The organism is uncultured Buchnera sp. (assembly GCF_913776765.1).
GTDB lineage: Bacteria > Pseudomonadota > Gammaproteobacteria > Enterobacterales > Enterobacteriaceae > Buchnera > Buchnera aphidicola_AO.
Genome location: NZ_CAJYPO010000001.1, coordinates 267748 through 285163 on the forward strand (window position 1 = coordinate 267748; position 17416 = coordinate 285163).

The 17416-nt window shown below is 24.8% G+C and carries 18 protein-coding genes and 2 tRNA genes; 6 read left to right on the top strand and 14 right to left on the bottom strand.

Annotated features, from left to right (window positions below):
• Window positions 1-85 precede the first annotated feature (85 nt).
• Both rpiA and QZ401_RS01385 read left to right on the top strand, forming a co-directional pair.
• The gene (rpiA, locus tag QZ401_RS01380) at window positions 86-745 is read left to right on the top strand and encodes a ribose-5-phosphate isomerase RpiA (RefSeq protein ID WP_295164270.1); all 660 of its coding nucleotides are present in this window, start codon (window positions 86-88) and stop codon (window positions 743-745) included.
• Window positions 746-788: 43 nt separating this feature from the next.
• Entirely contained in the window at window positions 789-1382 is a 594-nt protein-coding gene (locus QZ401_RS01385) for a 5-formyltetrahydrofolate cyclo-ligase (protein WP_295164272.1), read from the top strand.
• Between the two features lie 2 nt (window positions 1383-1384).
• Here the strand turns inward: QZ401_RS01385 and QZ401_RS01390 are convergent, their stop codons facing one another.
• Both QZ401_RS01390 and QZ401_RS01395 read right to left on the bottom strand, forming a co-directional pair.
• Window positions 1385-2125 carry a 16S rRNA (uracil(1498)-N(3))-methyltransferase gene (locus QZ401_RS01390; protein WP_295164274.1) on the bottom strand — a complete coding sequence of 247 codons (741 nt, stop codon included), beginning with the start codon at window positions 2123-2125 and terminating at the stop codon, window positions 1385-1387.
• Between the two features lie 4 nt (window positions 2126-2129).
• Window positions 2130-2825, bottom strand: coding sequence for an endonuclease (locus tag QZ401_RS01395; RefSeq protein WP_295164866.1), 696 nt, complete (start codon window positions 2823-2825; stop codon window positions 2130-2132).
• A 217-nt stretch (window positions 2826-3042) separates the two neighbouring features.
• Between QZ401_RS01395 and metK the strand changes: the two genes are divergently transcribed.
• Window positions 3043-4182 carry a methionine adenosyltransferase gene (gene metK / locus QZ401_RS01400; protein WP_295164277.1) on the top strand — a complete coding sequence of 380 codons (1140 nt, stop codon included), beginning with the start codon at window positions 3043-3045 and terminating at the stop codon, window positions 4180-4182.
• A gap of 99 nt (window positions 4183-4281) precedes the next feature.
• Here the strand turns inward: metK and gshA are convergent, their stop codons facing one another.
• From gshA to QZ401_RS01430, 6 genes are all read right to left on the bottom strand, one after another.
• A complete protein-coding gene (gene gshA / locus QZ401_RS01405) occupies window positions 4282-5844 on the bottom strand; it encodes a glutamate--cysteine ligase (protein ID WP_295164279.1) in 1563 nt (520 codons plus the stop codon).
• 123 nt (window positions 5845-5967) lie between these two features.
• A tRNA-Arg gene (locus QZ401_RS01410) sits at window positions 5968-6041 on the bottom strand.
• Window positions 6042-6071: 30 nt separating this feature from the next.
• Window positions 6072-6164 (bottom strand) — tRNA-Ser (locus QZ401_RS01415).
• A 128-nt stretch (window positions 6165-6292) separates the two neighbouring features.
• Window positions 6293-6475 (bottom strand): carbon storage regulator CsrA, encoded by a 183-nt coding sequence (gene csrA / locus QZ401_RS01420; protein ID WP_295164280.1) that lies wholly within the window; start codon window positions 6473-6475, stop codon window positions 6293-6295.
• A 201-nt stretch (window positions 6476-6676) separates the two neighbouring features.
• A complete protein-coding gene (gene alaS, locus QZ401_RS01425) occupies window positions 6677-9328 on the bottom strand; it encodes an alanine--tRNA ligase (protein WP_295164281.1) in 2652 nt (883 codons plus the stop codon).
• A 50-nt stretch (window positions 9329-9378) separates the two neighbouring features.
• Window positions 9379-10104, bottom strand: coding sequence for an outer membrane protein assembly factor BamD (locus QZ401_RS01430; RefSeq protein WP_295164282.1), 726 nt, complete (start codon window positions 10102-10104; stop codon window positions 9379-9381).
• A 202-nt stretch (window positions 10105-10306) separates the two neighbouring features.
• Between QZ401_RS01430 and rluD the strand changes: the two genes are divergently transcribed.
• On the top strand, window positions 10307-11254 hold the full coding sequence (gene rluD, locus QZ401_RS01435; RefSeq protein ID WP_295164283.1) for a 23S rRNA pseudouridine(1911/1915/1917) synthase RluD: 948 nt from the start codon (window positions 10307-10309) through the stop codon (window positions 11252-11254).
• 145 nt (window positions 11255-11399) lie between these two features.
• Complete coding sequence (gene fis / locus QZ401_RS01440; protein WP_295164284.1) at window positions 11400-11699, top strand: DNA-binding transcriptional regulator Fis; 300 nt, start codon at window positions 11400-11402, stop codon at window positions 11697-11699.
• 100 nt (window positions 11700-11799) lie between these two features.
• On the opposite strand, the gene aroQ is transcribed toward fis, so the two are convergent.
• Window positions 11800-12249 carry a type II 3-dehydroquinate dehydratase gene (gene aroQ / locus QZ401_RS01445; RefSeq protein ID WP_295164286.1) on the bottom strand — a complete coding sequence of 150 codons (450 nt, stop codon included), beginning with the start codon at window positions 12247-12249 and terminating at the stop codon, window positions 11800-11802.
• Between the two features lie 148 nt (window positions 12250-12397).
• Here aroQ and tldD point away from each other — a divergent pair, with 148 nt between their 5' ends.
• A complete protein-coding gene (gene tldD, locus QZ401_RS01450; protein WP_295164288.1) occupies window positions 12398-13849 on the top strand; it encodes a metalloprotease TldD in 1452 nt (483 codons plus the stop codon).
• Window positions 13850-13946: 97 nt separating this feature from the next.
• Here the strand turns inward: tldD and rplS are convergent, their stop codons facing one another.
• From rplS to ffh, 5 genes are all read right to left on the bottom strand, one after another.
• Entirely contained in the window at window positions 13947-14294 is a 348-nt protein-coding gene (rplS, locus tag QZ401_RS01455) for a 50S ribosomal protein L19 (protein WP_295164289.1), read from the bottom strand.
• Between the two features lie 23 nt (window positions 14295-14317).
• Window positions 14318-15124, bottom strand: a complete 807-nt coding sequence (gene trmD, locus QZ401_RS01460; protein ID WP_295164291.1) for a tRNA (guanosine(37)-N1)-methyltransferase TrmD — start codon at window positions 15122-15124, stop codon at window positions 14318-14320.
• A complete protein-coding gene (gene rimM / locus QZ401_RS01465) occupies window positions 15115-15648 on the bottom strand; it encodes a ribosome maturation factor RimM (RefSeq protein ID WP_366664892.1) in 534 nt (177 codons plus the stop codon). The genes trmD and rimM overlap by 10 nt, the downstream gene beginning before the upstream one ends.
• A complete protein-coding gene (gene rpsP, locus QZ401_RS01470; RefSeq protein ID WP_295164295.1) occupies window positions 15642-15899 on the bottom strand; it encodes a 30S ribosomal protein S16 in 258 nt (85 codons plus the stop codon). Before rpsP ends, rimM begins: the two co-directional genes overlap by 7 nt.
• An 88-nt stretch (window positions 15900-15987) precedes the next feature.
• Complete coding sequence (ffh, locus tag QZ401_RS01475; RefSeq protein ID WP_295164296.1) at window positions 15988-17340, bottom strand: signal recognition particle protein; 1353 nt, start codon at window positions 17338-17340, stop codon at window positions 15988-15990.
• Window positions 17341-17416: the final 76 nt, after the last annotated feature.

Genomic DNA, 17416 nt, shown 5'->3' on the forward strand with positions numbered 1-17416 from the left:
AAATTATCAATTTAATAATGTTAAAAATCTATTATTCTTTTCTATTTTAGAATATTTATTTAAAATAAAATAGGTTTTTTATGCTATGAATTTAAATGAATTAAAAAAAAAAGCAGCATGGGCTGCATTAGATTATATTTGTCCTGGAACTGTTATAGGAATAGGAACAGGTAGCACTGTTTTCTATTTTATTCAAGCCTTAAGCACAGTAAAAAATTTAATATCTGGAGCTGTTTCTAGTTCTAATTCTTCTACTTTTTTATTGAAAAAAAATGGAATAAAAGTATTAGATTTAAACACCTTTGATTCATTAGAAATCTATGTAGATAGTGCGGATGAAATTAACAATGCAATGCAAATGATTAAAGGTGGTGGAGCAGCTTTAACAAGAGAAAAAATTATTGCTGCTATGTCAAAAAAATTTATTTGTATTATTGATGAATCAAAAAAAGTAAAGATTTTAGGCACTTTTCCATTACCTATCGAAATAATTCCTATGGCATTATCCTATATTTCAAAAGAAATGTTAAAAATAGGCGGACAACCAAAATTGAGAGAAAATATTATAACAGACAATGGAAACATAATTATAGATGTATATAATTTATATATACATGATCCAATCTCAATAGAAAAAAAAATAAATGCATTACCTGGAGTAGTAAGTGTGGGTTTATTCGCTTCACGAGTTGCAGACATTGTTTTAATTGGTACTAAAAAAGGAGTTAAGATTATTAACAATTAAATTTAATTGTTAAAAATCACTAATTTTATAATTTATATACATCATGTCAACTAAATTTTTAAAAAATAGAAAAGAAATTCGATCTTATGTTCGAATAGTACGTAATTCAGTGACGTTAACAAAACAATATGATGCATCAAACAAAATTTTAAGAACTGCATTGAATTGTAATCTTATTTGTAATGCTAAAAATATTGCTTGTTTTTTATCATTTGATGGAGAAATAAATACATATCCCTTAATTTTAAAATTGTGGTTAAAGAAAAAAAATATATTTCTCCCTATAGTAAGTTCTATTTATTCAAGAAAAATGTTTTTTGTTCCGTTTACTTCTCGATCTATTTTATATTATAACAAATATAATATATTAGAACCGTTCTATGACGTTAAAGATATTATTTTAGAGTCAGATTTAGATTTGATAATAGTACCTCTAGTTGCTTTTGATAGAAAAGGTGTTAGGCTTGGTATGGGTGGAGGTTTTTATGATTATTTTTTAATGAATTGGAAAATAAAAAATTTTATTCCAATAGGAATAGCTTATGACTTTCAGTTCGTAAATTACATACCTAGACAGCCTTGGGATATTTCTTTACCTGTTGTTTTAACTCCTAATAAAATACATTTTTTTCATTAAAATTAACTTAAATCACCAAATTTTATTTGTAAAGCAGTAATTGCTGCAATTACAGCTGTCTCTGTTCTTAAAATTCTAGGTCCTAATCTAATAGGAATAAATCCATATTTAATGATTTTTTTAATTTCTAAGAATGAAAACCCACCTTCACAACCAATCAAAAATCGAATAAAATTAATTTTTTTAGGTATTTCATTAATTGTTAAAACAGCATTTGGATCAAATACTATTTTAGTCTCATTATTATATACTTTTTTACACCATGTAAGTATGTATTCTGGACTTCTAATTTCAGGAATATTATTACGATTACATTGTTGACAAGCGGAAATTGCTATATTTTTCCAACGTGTATGTTTTTTTGAAAAACATATTAAATTTTCTTGAATATTACAATATTCTGAAAATAGTGGTGTAATCGTATTGACTCCTAACTCAACAGATTTTTGAATAGAAAAATTCATTTTTTCATTTTTTGACATTACTTGTCCTAAATGAATTGATAATGGTGATTCAAGATTTTTTATTTGTTTTTTTAAAATAATTATTTTTATTTTTTGACTATTAATTTCTATTATTTCGGAAAAGAAAATGCAATTAGTATTGTTAAATATTTCTAATTTATCTTTTTCTCCCATCCGTAATACTCTTTTTATGTAGTGTGTATAAGATTTTGGTAATGATATCACTTGATTAATATTTAAATAATCTTCAATATAAATTCTTGGAATACGTTTTTTCATTTTTTTAATTTTTTATTTTTGAATAAGAAGTTTTACATTTTTTATAAACATAATTATTATGATTTCCTTGTACTTGAAATATTAATTTTTCTCTTTCACATTCCCATTTAGTAACAGGAAAACTAATATCCCATATTTTTAATAATTTTTTTTCTATTTTAGATAGTTTAATTTTATATGTTTCACTCATATAAAAATAAGTTCGAGCTATTTTTCCCCTAGCTCTTTTAGGTGGTTCAGCTACTTGTTTTTTAAAATCTATTTTCATATTGCATTTACCATATTGTTCGATATGACTGTTTAATTGTCCATATTGAAAATTAGATCGATCTCCATTTATTTCTCCAATAGCAGGTTGTAAGTTATGAAGATCAAATTCAATTTTTTTATATAATTTGTTTTTTATGCATTTTTTTCGTCCTCCATTTTTCCAACATTTTTTTTCATGTCCAAATTTCCATGCTGGTACTACATGTTCCCATTCTATTCTCATTGCTCGGTTTTTATTTTTTCTAATTTTATATCCACATGATGATAAATCAGGTACTCCTTTTTTTCCATTCCAAATAATTTTACATCCGCAATAAAACGATCCAGGTGCATTTTTATGGATTTTGATTGCAATATTTTTAGCTTGTTGAAAATTTTGTATATAATTTTTTTTAAAGTTATTTCTTTTAGTTGAAGATAAAAAAAAAATATACTAATTATAACAAAAATTATTTTTTTTATCATGTTGATTTATCTTTTTAAAAGTTAATTTGTATTAAATAAGTAATTCTTTATTTTTTATTTTAAATAAATATGTTAATCAAGTATTATTTTTAATAACATTTTAAATTAGATAGAAATATTAGCATATCTTTCATTCAAATATTTTTTAATTTTTCAGAATTTTAAAAAAAGGTAAACAAAAAATGACTGAATATCTTTTTACATCAGAATCAGTTTCAGAAGGACATCCTGATAAAATTGCAGATCAAATTTCTGATGCTTTATTAGATGAAATTATTAAACAAGATTTAAAAGCAAGAGTAGCATGTGAAACTTATGTTAAAACAGGTATGGTTTTAATTGGAGGTGAAATTACAACTACAGCTTGGGTTGATGTTGAAGAAATTACTAGAAACACTATTAATAATATTGGTTATATTAATTCTGAAACAGGTTTCGATGCTAATTCTTGTGCCGTACTTAGTACTATAGGAAAACAATCACCTGACATTACTCAAGGAGTAGATCGTATCGATCCTTTAGAACAAGGGGCAGGAGATCAAGGAATTATTTTTGGTTATGCTACCAATGAAACAGAAGTGTTAATGCCTGCACCTATTACTTATGCACATTTATTGGTAAAAAAACAATCTGAATTAAGAAAAAAAAACATTTTACATTGGCTTAGACCAGATGCTAAAAGCCAAGTAACGTTTAAATACAAAAATGGACGCATACTTGGAATAGATACAGTAGTTTTTTCTACTCAACATAAAGAAAATATTAGGCAGCATATTTTAAAAGAAGCTGTTATGGAAGAAATTATAAAACCAATTTTACCTAGAAAATGGTTAACTAAAAATACAAAATTTTTTATAAATCCTACAGGTAGATTTGTTATTGGAGGTCCTATGGGAGACTGTGGTTTAACAGGTCGTAAAATTATTGTAGATACTTATGGAGGAATGTCAAGACATGGAGGAGGTGCTTTTTCTGGTAAAGATCCTTCAAAAGTAGATCGTTCTGCTGCTTATGCAGCAAGATATGTAGCTAAAAATATTGTTGCAGCAGGATTAGCTGATCGTTGTGAAATTCAATTATCTTATGCTATTGGAATTGCTGAACCTACTTCAATTATGATAGAAACTTTTAGAACAGGAAGAATAAGTAATAAATCTTTAATTGATTTAGTGCGTAATATTTTCGATTTACGTCCTTATGGATTAATTAAAATGCTTGATCTTCTTCGTCCAATTTATCTTAATACAGCAGTATACGGACATTTTGGAAGAGAGGAATTTCCTTGGGAAAAATTAGATAAAGTAGAAGAATTATTGCAATAAAAATCATCTAATATTATTTTTTATTTTTTACTAGAGATAAAATAATTAAACAAATTATATATATTAAATTAAACTTAATATGGAAAATTATGTTGATTTTTAATTATTTCCCATGTTAGCTTTTAGCATGGGAGAAATTATTTTTTTAGATGAAATTTCATTGTTTTCTATTTTCTTTTGTTTCTGATGCGAACGTATAGTTTCACGTTCTAAAATGTTTTTGTCTGAATTATCAGGAAATTTATTAATAAATTGTTTATGATATTTATTTGCCAAATCTAATCCAGTTTTTTTTATTCCATTTTTTATTAGAAGTTTTAAAAATTTTGCTGAATAAGTTAATTCTGGATTTTTAAAAAAGAGTATTGTTTCTTGACATGCTTGTTGATATTCAAAATTTTTAGATTGATCATCAAGTATTTTGGCAATTTTTTTTAAATCTTGAAAAATTGTTTCACCAATTTCAATTAATGTTTTTGTTTCATATTTGCTGTTAACATAAATTTTTTGATTTGGTTTTCTTCCTTCTAAAATAATTTTATCCCAATTTTTATTATTTACTAAAAAATTTTCTTTATTCATTTTAGGTGCATTAATTAGTGCACACCAGATTAGAAATAAATCTAATATAAGTATTTGTTTTTTATTTATTCCTATTGAAGAGAATGGATTTATATCTAAAGAACGTATTTCTACATATTCAATTCCTCTTTTTCCAAGAGCTTCTAAAAGTGATTCACCAGGATTAGTTTTTCTTTTTGGCCTTATTGGAGTATATAGTTCACTTTCCATTTGCAATATATTCGTATTTAATTGTAAAAATTTACCTTTTTTATCTTTTATTCCTATGTCAGAAAACTTTTTTGAAGGTGTATTTATTGCCTTGTGTAAAGATTTAATGTATGATTTTAAATCATTGAACATAATATTTAATTCTGTAGTCGGTGTTTTAGTATATCCAATGTCACTTAACCTTAATGAGGTTGACCACGGTAAGTATAGTATATTCTCTATATTTTTTTTAAATTCATATTTTTTATTTTTTAAAAAATATTTTGATATTGCAGGTGACGCGCCAAATAAATAAGTAATAATCCATCCAAATCGATAATAATTACGAATTAAGTTTAAGTAACCACATGAAATATAATCTGAACTTTTTTCAGATTTTTTCCGATTTTTCCAAAATATTTTCGGTAAAGAAAAGTTATAATGTATACCTGAAATAGTGTTTACTAGATCACCATATCGATTTTTTAAACCCTCTCTATAAAGACTTTTTATTTTTCCAAGATCAGAATTTCCATATTGAGCTATTTTAATATTTGTTGATTTATTATAAAGATACGGAATACTGAATGGCCACATTCGTTCATTTTGTATTTTATATGCTACAAAAGAATGTAAGTTTTTTAAAAATTTTAATAAATAATTTATACTATTACTAGTAGGTGTGATAAATTCTAACAAATTTTCTGAAAAATCAGTTGTAATCCATTTATGTGTTAAGGATGAGCCAAGTAAATATGGATGTTTAGTATTAGAAAAGTTTCCATTTTTTTCAATTCTTAAAGTTTCACGTTCAATACCTCGAAAAATATCTTTTAATATTACAGGTTGATTTTCTAGCCAGGCGATTTTTTTTGAGATATCTTCTATCAATTTTTTCTCCTATATTTTTTTAAAAAAGATAATTATTTTTTAAATAAATCAATTTTTTTTTATATAAGGATTTATTTTTAATTATTGTACTTGATTGATTAAGATTTTTTTGAATTTTTATTTTGCATCCGGAAGGATTCGAACCTCCGACCGCTCGGTTCGTAGCCGAGTACTCTATCCAACTGAGCTACGGATGCAAATTTAAAAAAAAAGTAACATAATAAATATGGCGGTGAGAGAGGGATTCGAACCCTCGATGCAGATTTTTTCTGCATACTCCCTTAGCAGGGGAGCGCCTTAATCCTCTCGGCCATCTCACCTGACTAAAAAATTTTTACTATTTTAATTTTACTTTTTTTTTAATATAAGTCAATTTCTTTTTAAGAATATTTTTTATAAAAAATAAAAAGGCATCTTACTTAAAACAAGTAAGATGCAGTGTTTATTATCAACTTTTTTTTTGCTTTTTTTCAGCCTGAATACGTTGATATATTTCTTCACGATGTACCGAAACTTCTTTAGGGGCATTTACACCAACACGAACTTGGTTACCTTTAACTCCTAGTACTGTTACAGTTATCTCATCGCCAATTATTAACGTTTCGCCAACTCGACGAGTTAGAATAAGCATTCTTCTTTTTTCCTTGAAATAAAAAAAATTTCAGCCCATCTGGTTCCTGGTGTTATAAATAACATGGGGTTAAACGTAGACTATAAAATATCTTAATAATATATCATTACATAAAATTCTTTTAATTATAAGTAATTTTTTAGAAAAATAATTATAAAACAAGTCTTTTTTTATTCAAATTAAGAACAATTTAGTTAAATATTAATTATTAAAACTTTCTATTTTTATATTTTCTAATTTTTTTTTGATCCATAATTTTACGTTAGTTAAAATCATAGGTAATGTTTTTATATTCATACTGCCTCCTTCGGCAATTTCTTTCTTTCCCCCTCCCTTTCCGTTAGTTTTTTGAATAAAAACGTTGATAATTTTTAATGCGGTTATATGATTAGTTAGGTTTTTTGTCACTCCAATAATAACTGTAAAATCTTCTTTCTTTTTATTTATCAGTACAATAATTGCAATCTTTAGTTCTTTTTTTAATTGATCAACTATCATTCTCATTGATTTTTGATCGTAATTTTGAAATATGTTAATTAATAAATTTATTCCTTTAATGTTATCAATATTTTTAATTAATTTTTTAATTTGATATATATTTTCTTTTTTTTGTAATTGGTCTGTTTTTTTTTCTAAAGTTTTCACTTGTATTATTAATTTTTCTATTTTTTCCTTTATATTAGAATGTTTACATTTTAAAAGAAAAGATATATTTTGCATATTATTGTCTTTAACATGTAAATAATCTATTGCTTTTTGTCCAGTTACAGCTTCAATTCTTTTAATTCCTGATGATATGTTTGATTGTTCTATTATTTTAAATAATCCAATGTTTCCAGTTCTTTTTGTGTGAGTACCACCACAAAGTTCTATAGAAAAGTCTTTTATAAATACGACTCGCACAAAATCTTTATATTTGTGATCGAATAATGCTATAGCTTTTTTCTTTTTAGCTTCGTCTAAACTTAAATTTTTAATTTTAATTAAATCGTTACTGCGAATTTTTTTATTAATAACGTTTTCAATTTTTTGTATTTGAGATAAATTTATATTATTAGAATAAGAGAAATCAAATCTTAAATGTGTGTCACTTACTAAAGAACCCTTTTGAACAACATTTTTTCCTAAAACTTTTTGTAATGCAGCATGAAGTAGATGTGTTGCTGAATGATTTAACTGAATAGAATTTCTATAAGTTTGATTAATCTTACTATATAATAATTCATTAACAATAATTTTACCTGAAATCAATTTTCCGAAATGTCCGATTGAATCGCCATATTTTTTTGTATTTTCTACTATAAAACAAGATTTTTTGTAATATAATTCACCTACGTCACCTATTTGACCACCAGATTCTGGATAAAAAGAAGTTTTATCAAGAAAAATTGTGGCGATTTGGCCTTTTGAGATTAGAGAAACCGATTTATTTTTTATAAAAATATATTTTACGAACGATTTCGTTTTATGTTTTGTATAACCTTCAAATATACATGAATCATTGATAATGATATCTTGATTATAATCTTTATAAAACTTATTTTTTATATTAGATCTTTTTTTTTGTTCTTCTTTAGCTATATTATAACTTTTAAAATCAATTTTTATGTTTTTTTCACGACAAACATCAGATGTCAAATCAATAGGAAATCCGAATGTATCATACAAATAGAATGCAGTTTTTCCAGAAATTTTTTTATTAATACTTTTTTTTATTTCTGCATTTAGTATTTTTAAACCTTTATCTAATGTTTGAGAGAATTGCATTTCTTCTATTTTCAGCGTACTTTTTATTTTTTTTTCTTTTTTTTTCAATATTTCAGCAGAATCACCCATAATTTCTATTAAACTAGGAACTAGTTTGTAAAAAAAATTTTTTTTTATTCCAATTTTATGACCATGTCTAAGTGCTCTTCTGATAATTCTTCTTAAAACATATCCTCGATGTTCATTCGAAGGTAAAATATCTTCAGCAATAAGAAATGCACAAGATCTAATATGATCTGCTATTATTTTTAAAGAAATATTATTTAAATCTTTTAACTTAGTAAATTTAGATATTTTTTTTATCAATTTTTGAAAAATATCAATATTATAATTTGAATGAACATTTTGTAAAACAGCTGTTATTCTTTCTAAACCCATACCTGTATCTATTGATTTGTTTACTAAAGGTACTATTTTTGTTTTAGAAATACGATTAAATTCTATGAAAACAATATTCCAAATTTCTATAAAACCTTCATCTTTATTTTTTAAAAAATCATTACGTTCATCTGAATTATTATAATTATAAAATATTTCTGTACATGGACCACATGGTCCAGTTTCACCCATTTGCCAAAAATTTTCAGAATCATATTGAGAATTATTTTTATTACCTATCTTGATAATATGATTTGAAGGAACTTGGATAATATTACGCCATATTTCATATGTTTCTTCATCCTCTTCGTATACTGAAATCCATAACTTATTTTTGTCTATATTAAACCATTTTTTCGATGTAAGTAATTCCCATGCATACATAATGGCTTCTTTTTTAAAGTAATCGTTAAAACTAAAATTACCAAGCATTTCAAAAAATGTATGATGTCTCTTTGTATATCCTACATTTTCTAAATCGTTGTGTTTACCTCCAGTTCGTAAACAGTGTTGTACAGTTGTAACACGCGGATAAAATTTTTGTTTTTGACCCAAAAAATATTCTTTAAATTGATTCATTCCTGCATTAGTAAATAGTAATGTAGAATCATTTTCTGGAATTAAAGAGCTACTTGGAATAATCACATGCCCTTTTTCTTTAAAAAAATTTAAGAAACTTTGTCTTATTTCACTTGTTGTTTTTTTCATTTTTTTTACTTAAATATTAAAAATAAAAATTAATTTATTTACAAAAAAAATTAAACTGTGTTTAATAAAATAATTTTAGATATTTTTTCAGCTGTATCAAAAATTTTTAATGCAAGAAAAGATTTTTTCATGTATTTAAGTGTATCTATTGCAGCTAATGTTTCTGGATACTTTTGAAGTATTTCTTCTCCGCGATTAATAACTGCTATGTATTTTTTGTGAAAAAAATAATATTTTAATATTTTTAGATCATATTCTGATAAACGTTTTTTTAAATAAAATAAATCTTTTTTTGCATTTATAACATATACGCTATTAGGATAGTTATAAATAAAGTTTTTAAGTTGGAAAAATGCTTTAGTTGCATAAATAGGATTGCTTTTATAAGTTTGGATAGGAAAAAAATTATGAAATATTTTTTTATCTAGAGATATATCAATCAAACTTTTTATATAAAAGATATAATCTATATTTGGATGTTTTGGATACAATTTAATAAATTCTTCTATATTTTTTTCAGCTATTTTGAAGTCTGAAACTTTATAATAAGCATAAATTAAATTCATTTTAATTTTATCATTATTAAAATTATTTTTTTTCATTGTTTCTAAATCAAATATTGCTTTATAAAAATTTTTTTCTTTTAATTCTATTCTGCATTTTTGGTAAAAATAATTATTTGATATAAAAATATGATTTTTTAAATTTTGAGAATATACTGCAAAACTTAAAAATAATATCATAAAAATAAACACAAAATTTTTGTTTTTTTTCATTAGTATTGTTTTCTTTAAAATTAATAAAAAATTTTTTAGATCATATTTATATTTAATAATATATAAATTACATAATATATAAATTACTATGAATCTTAGTAAGATATAGAATATTAATAATATTATAGAATATCATATTCTGTAAAAATTAAAGGTTTAGATTTATATAAATATATTTTATTGCAAAACAAGGATTATTCCATTGGAAAAAAAAGAATTGAATGTTTTTGTACCTTTTATTGGTTTTTTTGGAAAAAGACTAGATCAAATTTTATCTCAATTTTTCATACAATATTCTCGTTCTTGTTTAAAAAAATGGATTGTTATGAATTATGTTTATGTTAACGGAAAAATTGAAAATCAACCCGATAAAAAAATGTTAGGAGGAGAAAAAATTACTGTGTATCCTCCTATTGAAAAAGTGCACTGTAATTTACCTGAAAATATTTCATTAAATATTATTTACGAAGATAACGATATATTAGTTATTAATAAACCTTCTAGTTTAGTTGTTCATCCAGGAGCGGGTAATCAAAATGGAACAATTTTAAATGCATTATTGCACCGTTATACTGATATTAGTAATATACCCCGTTGTGGAATTGTTCATCGTTTAGATAAAAATACAAGTGGATTAATGGTTATTGCCAAAACAATTTTTTCATATAATAAATTAGTAAAAATGCTAAAAAAAAGAAAAATTATCCGAAAATATCAGGGTGTTGTTAAAGGAAATATGATTTCAGGTGGTATTGTGAATTATCCTATAATGCGTCATCCTATTAAAAGAATATGTATGATGGCTCATTCTTTAGGAAAAAAATCTATTACACATTATAAAATAATTGATCATTTTAAATTTCATACATATGTTTCATTTAGATTGGAAACAGGTCGTACGCATCAAATTCGTGTGCATATGTTGCATATTGGATACCCCTTACTCGGAGATCCTTTATATGGTGGTATTAACTATAGTTTTAATTATTTTAAAAAAAAGAGAAATATTTATCAAAAATTTGATTTTTTTCGTCAAGCATTACATGCTAATTATATCGAATTTATTCATCCTATCACTAAAAAATCAATGAGTTGGACAGCTCCCTTACCAGAAGATATGAAAGAGCTTCTTTCATATTTAAATAAATAAATATATAATATTTTTAATAAAATTAAAAGTAATTAGATTTTTTTAAAAAAACATATTACTTTTTCGAAATATGATTTATTGTTTTAATAAAAAATTTAATTAATAATATATATACATCAAAAAAGATTAAAGAGTCGATAATTCTATGTCAGAAGAGTCAATGGATACAGAGTTTTTAGTCGTTAATACTAAAGATAAAAAAGATAAAGTTGTAAAAAAACCTTTGCGTATATTAATAAAGAAATCTTTAGAAAATTATTTTTTACATTTAGATAATAGCAAATGTATAACTAACTTATATCAATTAATGTTATCCGAACTAGAACGCCCGTTGTTAGATATAATTATGCAGCATACACGTGGGAATCAAACACGAGCTGCTCTAATTATGGGTATTAATCGAAGTACTTTGCGAAAAAAATTAAAAAGGTATGGTATGAATTAATTTTAAAATCTTATTGCACTTTCTAAAATTTTGTCTTAGAGCAGAAGGTGCAAATCAGATGTTTTTTATTTATTAAAATAAATCTTTATTTATACTTCTTTTATAAACAGCATCTTTTTGATATTGTTTCTAATGCCCAGCGATAACCATCAAAACCTAGACCTGTAATAACACCTTTAGAAATGTCAGATAACCATGAATGTGAACGAAAATTTTCTCTTGCATAAATATTAGAAATATGGACTTCAATAAATGGAATATCAACAGCAATTAATGCATCTCTTATTGCTATACTTGTATGTGTAAACGCTGCAGGATTAATAATAATATAATCAATTTTATCTTTTTTAGAAGAATGTATTTTTTCAATTAATACATGTTCGGCATTAGATTGAATATGACTTAATGATATATTAAGTTTTTCTGATCTTTTTTTTAAGTCATTTACTAAATGAGATAAAGTTTCATCTCCATAAATTTCAGTCTCTCTTGTTCCTAAAAGATTTAAGTTAGGTCCATTTATTAATAATACGTTTATAATTTTTTTCATTATTATCTCGAATAAATATTTTATTTAAAGTTTTTTATTAAAATTTTCGAAGATATTATATAACAATATCTATAAAAAATATTTTTTATTTTTTTAAATAATATTTTATAATAAAAATATAATATTTTAACGTAAAAAGTGAATTCAAATGACATTAAAATTAGTTAGCGAGTCTTTATTAATTGCAAATAAAATAAATCAACAAGATGTTCTTTCTTGTTTAGAAGATTTTTGTACTCATAATATAGATTATGGGGATTTTTATTTTCAATCTCGTGTTTATGAATCTTGGTCGCTAGAAAATAGAATTATAAAAGAAGGTAATTATCATTTAGATCAAGGAGTTGGCGTAAGAGCTGTTTCTGGGGAAGCAACAGGATTTTCATATTCTGATCAAATATCGATAGATGCAGTGAGAAAAAGTGCTCATATGGCAAAAAGCATTTTTGATAAAAAAGAAAAAATAAAAATTAAACCTTTATTAAACCAAGAAAAAAAATTTTTTTATGATCCTATTAATCCATTAAAAACATTTACTTCTAGTGAAAAAACTAATTTACTCTATAGAGTAGATCATATAGCACGTAAGATTGATGATCGTGTTGTACAGGTAAATGCGAGTTTGAGTGGATCATACGAACAAATTTTAGTTGTTTCTACTGAAGGTAATTTAGCCACAGACATAAGACCATTAGTTGAATTTTCTGTTAGTGTGTTAGTAGAAGAACGAGGTAGAAGAGAGAGAGGTAGAAGTGGAGGAGGTAGTCGCACTAATTATAACTTTTTTATAACCCAAGATGATTTTTTGGGAGAAAACAGAGTTGATTATTGGACAAAAGAAGCTGTTCGTATAGCTTTATTAAATTTATCTTCAAAAGAAGCACCTTCTGGTACTTTTCCAGTTGTTTTAGGATCTGGATGGCCTGGTGTTTTATTACATGAAGCAGTAGGACACGGTTTAGAAGGTGATTTTAATAGAAAAGGAACTTCAATTTTTACTAATATGATTGAAAAAAAAGTTGCCTCGGAATTATGTACTGTAATCGATGATGGAACAATAAAAAACCAACGTGGTTCATTAAACATCGATGATGAAGGAGTTCCAGGACAATACAACGTACTTATTCAAAATGGTATTTTAAAGAAATATATGCAAGATAAACTTAACGCTCGTTTAATGGGAACAAAATCTACTGGTAACGGACGTCGTGAATCTTATTCCCATTTACCTATGCCTCGCATGACAAATACTTATATGACATCTGGTGAATCTAAGTTAGAAGATATTATTAAGAGTATTGATTATGGAATATATGCTATTAATTTTTCTGGAGGACAAGTTGATATTACTTCTGGACAATTTGTATTTTCCACTTCAGAAGCCTACTTAGTAAAAAAAGGAAAAATTTTTTCACCAATTAAAAATATTACTCTTATTGGATCTGGATTAGAAGTTATGCAACAAATATCAATGGTTGGAAACGATTTGAAAATGGATCAAGGTATGGGTATGTGTGGGAAAGAAGGTCAAAATATTCCGGTAGGGATAGGTCAGCCGTCTATAAAAATAGAAAAGTTGACTGTAGGTGGGACTGCTTAATTTTTTAAAATAAAATTTTTTAATTTTTACAAACAATCGTGCAGTCAAGAATAACGTCATGACTGCATATTTAAGTGTTTATTTTAAATAAAATAATTTATTCCATTCTTTCTTTAATTCTTGCAGATTTTCCAGTTCGTGTTCTTAAATAATATAACTTTGCTTTCCTAACGTGTCCTTTTCTTTTTACAAATATAGTATCAATACTGTGAGAATGAGTTTGAAAAACGCGTTCAATTCCTTCTCCATTAGAAACTTTTCGCACAGTAAATGATGAATTTAAAGAACGGTTTTTTATTGAAATAACTATTCCTTCAAAAGATTGTAGACGTTTTTTTGAACCTTCAATCACCCATACTTTTACTTCAACTGTATCACCAGGACGAAAATTAGGTATATTTTTTTTTAATTGTTCTTTTTCAATTTCTTGAATAACATTAGTCATTTTTCTTCCTTTTTATAAAAAAATTAATAATTATTTTGTTTTTTTTTATTAATTTTATTTTTAAATTCATTTAAAATTACTTCCTCTTCTTTTTTTAAAATTTTATTTTTTAACAAATCTGGGCGTTTTGTCCAGGTTTTTTCTAAAGATTTTTTTAAACGCCACAGACGAATTTTATTATGATTTCCTGAAAGTAATTCTTCGGGGACTTTCATGTTTTTTATTACTTGAGGTCTCGTATAGTGTGGATAATCGAGTAAATTATTAAAAAATGAATCCTCCTGTACTGATTGTTTTTTTTTAATAACACCTGGTATAAATCTAGAAATAGAATCTATTGCAACCATGGCTGCAAGTTCGCCTCCAGTAAGTATATAATCTCCTATAGACCATTCTTCATCTACTTGATTGTCAATAATTCTTTGATCTATTCCTTCATATCGACCACATATAAAAATAATTTTTTTCTTTTTTACTATTTCTAGAATTTTTTTTTGATTTAATCTTCTTCCCTGAGGTGATAAATAAATAACTATTGCAGTTTTTGATAAATCTTTTGCATGTTGAATAGCTGAATATAACGGTTTGACACTCATCAACATTCCTGGTCCTCCTCCATAAGGACGATCATCTACAGATTTATATTTATTATCAGTAAAATCTCTTGGATTAAAAAATTGAATATTTATAATTTTTTTATGAATCGCTTTTCCAGTTACTCCGTAATTTGTGATTGCATAAAACATTTCCGGAAAAATGGTGATAATATAAAACCATATTAAAGTGTTATCATATTTTTTTTTAGTTTGAGAACAATTATTTAATTCCATATGACTGTTATAACTTTATGTGTAATATTAATATATTGAACTATTTTTTTATGAATAAAGGGAATCATTATTTTTTTTAAATCATTTTTTTCTAGATTATTTTGTATGATAAGAATATCGCTGCTTTGATTTCTTATCAAATTAATTACCTTTCCCAAATATTCTTTCCTTGTATTAAATACTTTACAATCAATAATATCGTTCCAGTAATATTCATCTTTTTTTAGTATAGGAAGTATGCTTTTTTCTATAAAAATTTCTAAATTAGTAAATTCACTGATTGTTGAACGATCAATAATATTTTTTATACGAATAATAAAATTATTATTATGTTTTTTCCATTTATCAATCTGAATTATTTCCCATTTTTGTTGTTTAAAAATAAACCATGGAAAATAACTAAATATTTTTTTTTTATTTTCACTAAAAGAGAAAATGTTTATCCAACCTAGTATTCCATAAGCTTTTCCTATTTTCCCTATTACAATAGGATTTAACGGTTTTTTCAAAATAATATTTATAATATATCCTCTTTTTTACTTAATAATTTTATTAGTTTTTTAGATCTTTTTGAAATTTGAGCTCCTTTTTTTTGCCAGTATACAATACGATCTAAATTTAATTTGAGAGCTGAATTTTTACATTTAGAAACTGGATTAAAATAACCTAATCTTTCAATAAATCGTCCGTCTCTAGAAAATCGACTATCTGCTACTACCATTTTGTAAAACGGACGCTTTTTACTGCCATATAAGGCTAATCGAATTCTTACCATCTATGTTTTCTCTCTTAATATGTAAGGATGTTAATTTATTATGTTTATTTTTTTTATATAAAACTAAAAATTGTTGGTTTATTCTTTTTTAAAAGTTTTTAGGTAGTATATTTTTTATATTTCGAATGATTTTGCTAATTCCTCCTTTTTTAATTTTTTTCATTATTCTTTGTATATCGTCAAAATTTTTTAATAATTTATTTACATCTTGAATTGTTGTTCCAGAACCTAAAGCAATTCTACGTTTCCGAGAACCTTTAATTATTATCGGATGCATTCTTTCTTTATGAGTCATAGAATATATAATTGCTTCTATTCTATTTAAAGTATTTTTATCCCCATCTAATAATGGATTCTTAGATAGAATTTTATTTTTTGAAAATTTTTCTATAAAATAGTTTAAACCTCCCATTTTTTTCATTTCTTTTAGTTGTATTAAAAAATCATTTAAGTCAAAATCATCACCTTTTTTAAATTTTTTAGTTAAATTCTCTATTTGAGATTGATTTACTCGTTCTTCTATATCTTTGATAAGAGATATAACTTGATTCATTCCTAAAATTCTATCAGCTATCCTTTCAGGATTGAATATTTCTAATTGATTTAATTTTTCCCCAGTTCCTATAAATTTAATTGGTTTTCCAGTAATATAACGAATTGATAAAGCAACACCACTTCTAGAATCACTGTCAGTTTTAGTTATTACTATACCTGATATAGACAAATATTCGCTGAATTTTTTTGCTACATTTATTGCATCTTGACCCATCATCGAATCTATTATTAATAATGTTTCAATAGGTTTTGAAATTTTTTGTATTTGATTTATTTCATTCATCATTGTTTCGTCAATATGTAAACGTCCTGCTGTATCGATTAACAAAACGTCATATAATTTTAGTTTTGCATATTCGATCGCTTCTTTTGTTATATTTATTGGTTTTTGATTTATATTAGATGAATAAAAATCTATTTTAACTTGATTAGATAAGATTTGTAATTGTTTAATTGCAGCAGCTCGATAAATATCAGTTGATGTTGTTAATATTTTTTTCTTATATTTATTTTTAATCCATGTTGCTACTTTTACTAAAGTAGTTGTTTTTCCAACTCCTTGTAGTCCTACAACTAACATTATTGCTGGTGGTTGAGTGGAAAGATTCAAATCATTATGTTTTTCACCCATTACTAAAATTAATTCATTTTTTACAATTCTTATGAATTCTTGACCCGGTGTTAAACTTTTATTTATTTCATGACCAATTGATTTTTTTGAAACATTTTTTATAAATGTTTTTATTACTGACAGCGTTACATCAGCTTCTAAAAGTGCTTTTCTCACTTCTCGTATGGTATCTTTAATGTTTTCTTCTGTTAGTCTTCCTTTATTAATAATTTTACGTAAACTTTGTGAAAGACGTTCAGTTAAGTTATTAAACATTTTTCCTTACTCATTTTTTGAATTTTTATTAAATCATTATTTTTAACAATTTTTTTTCATAGATTACTATCATTTT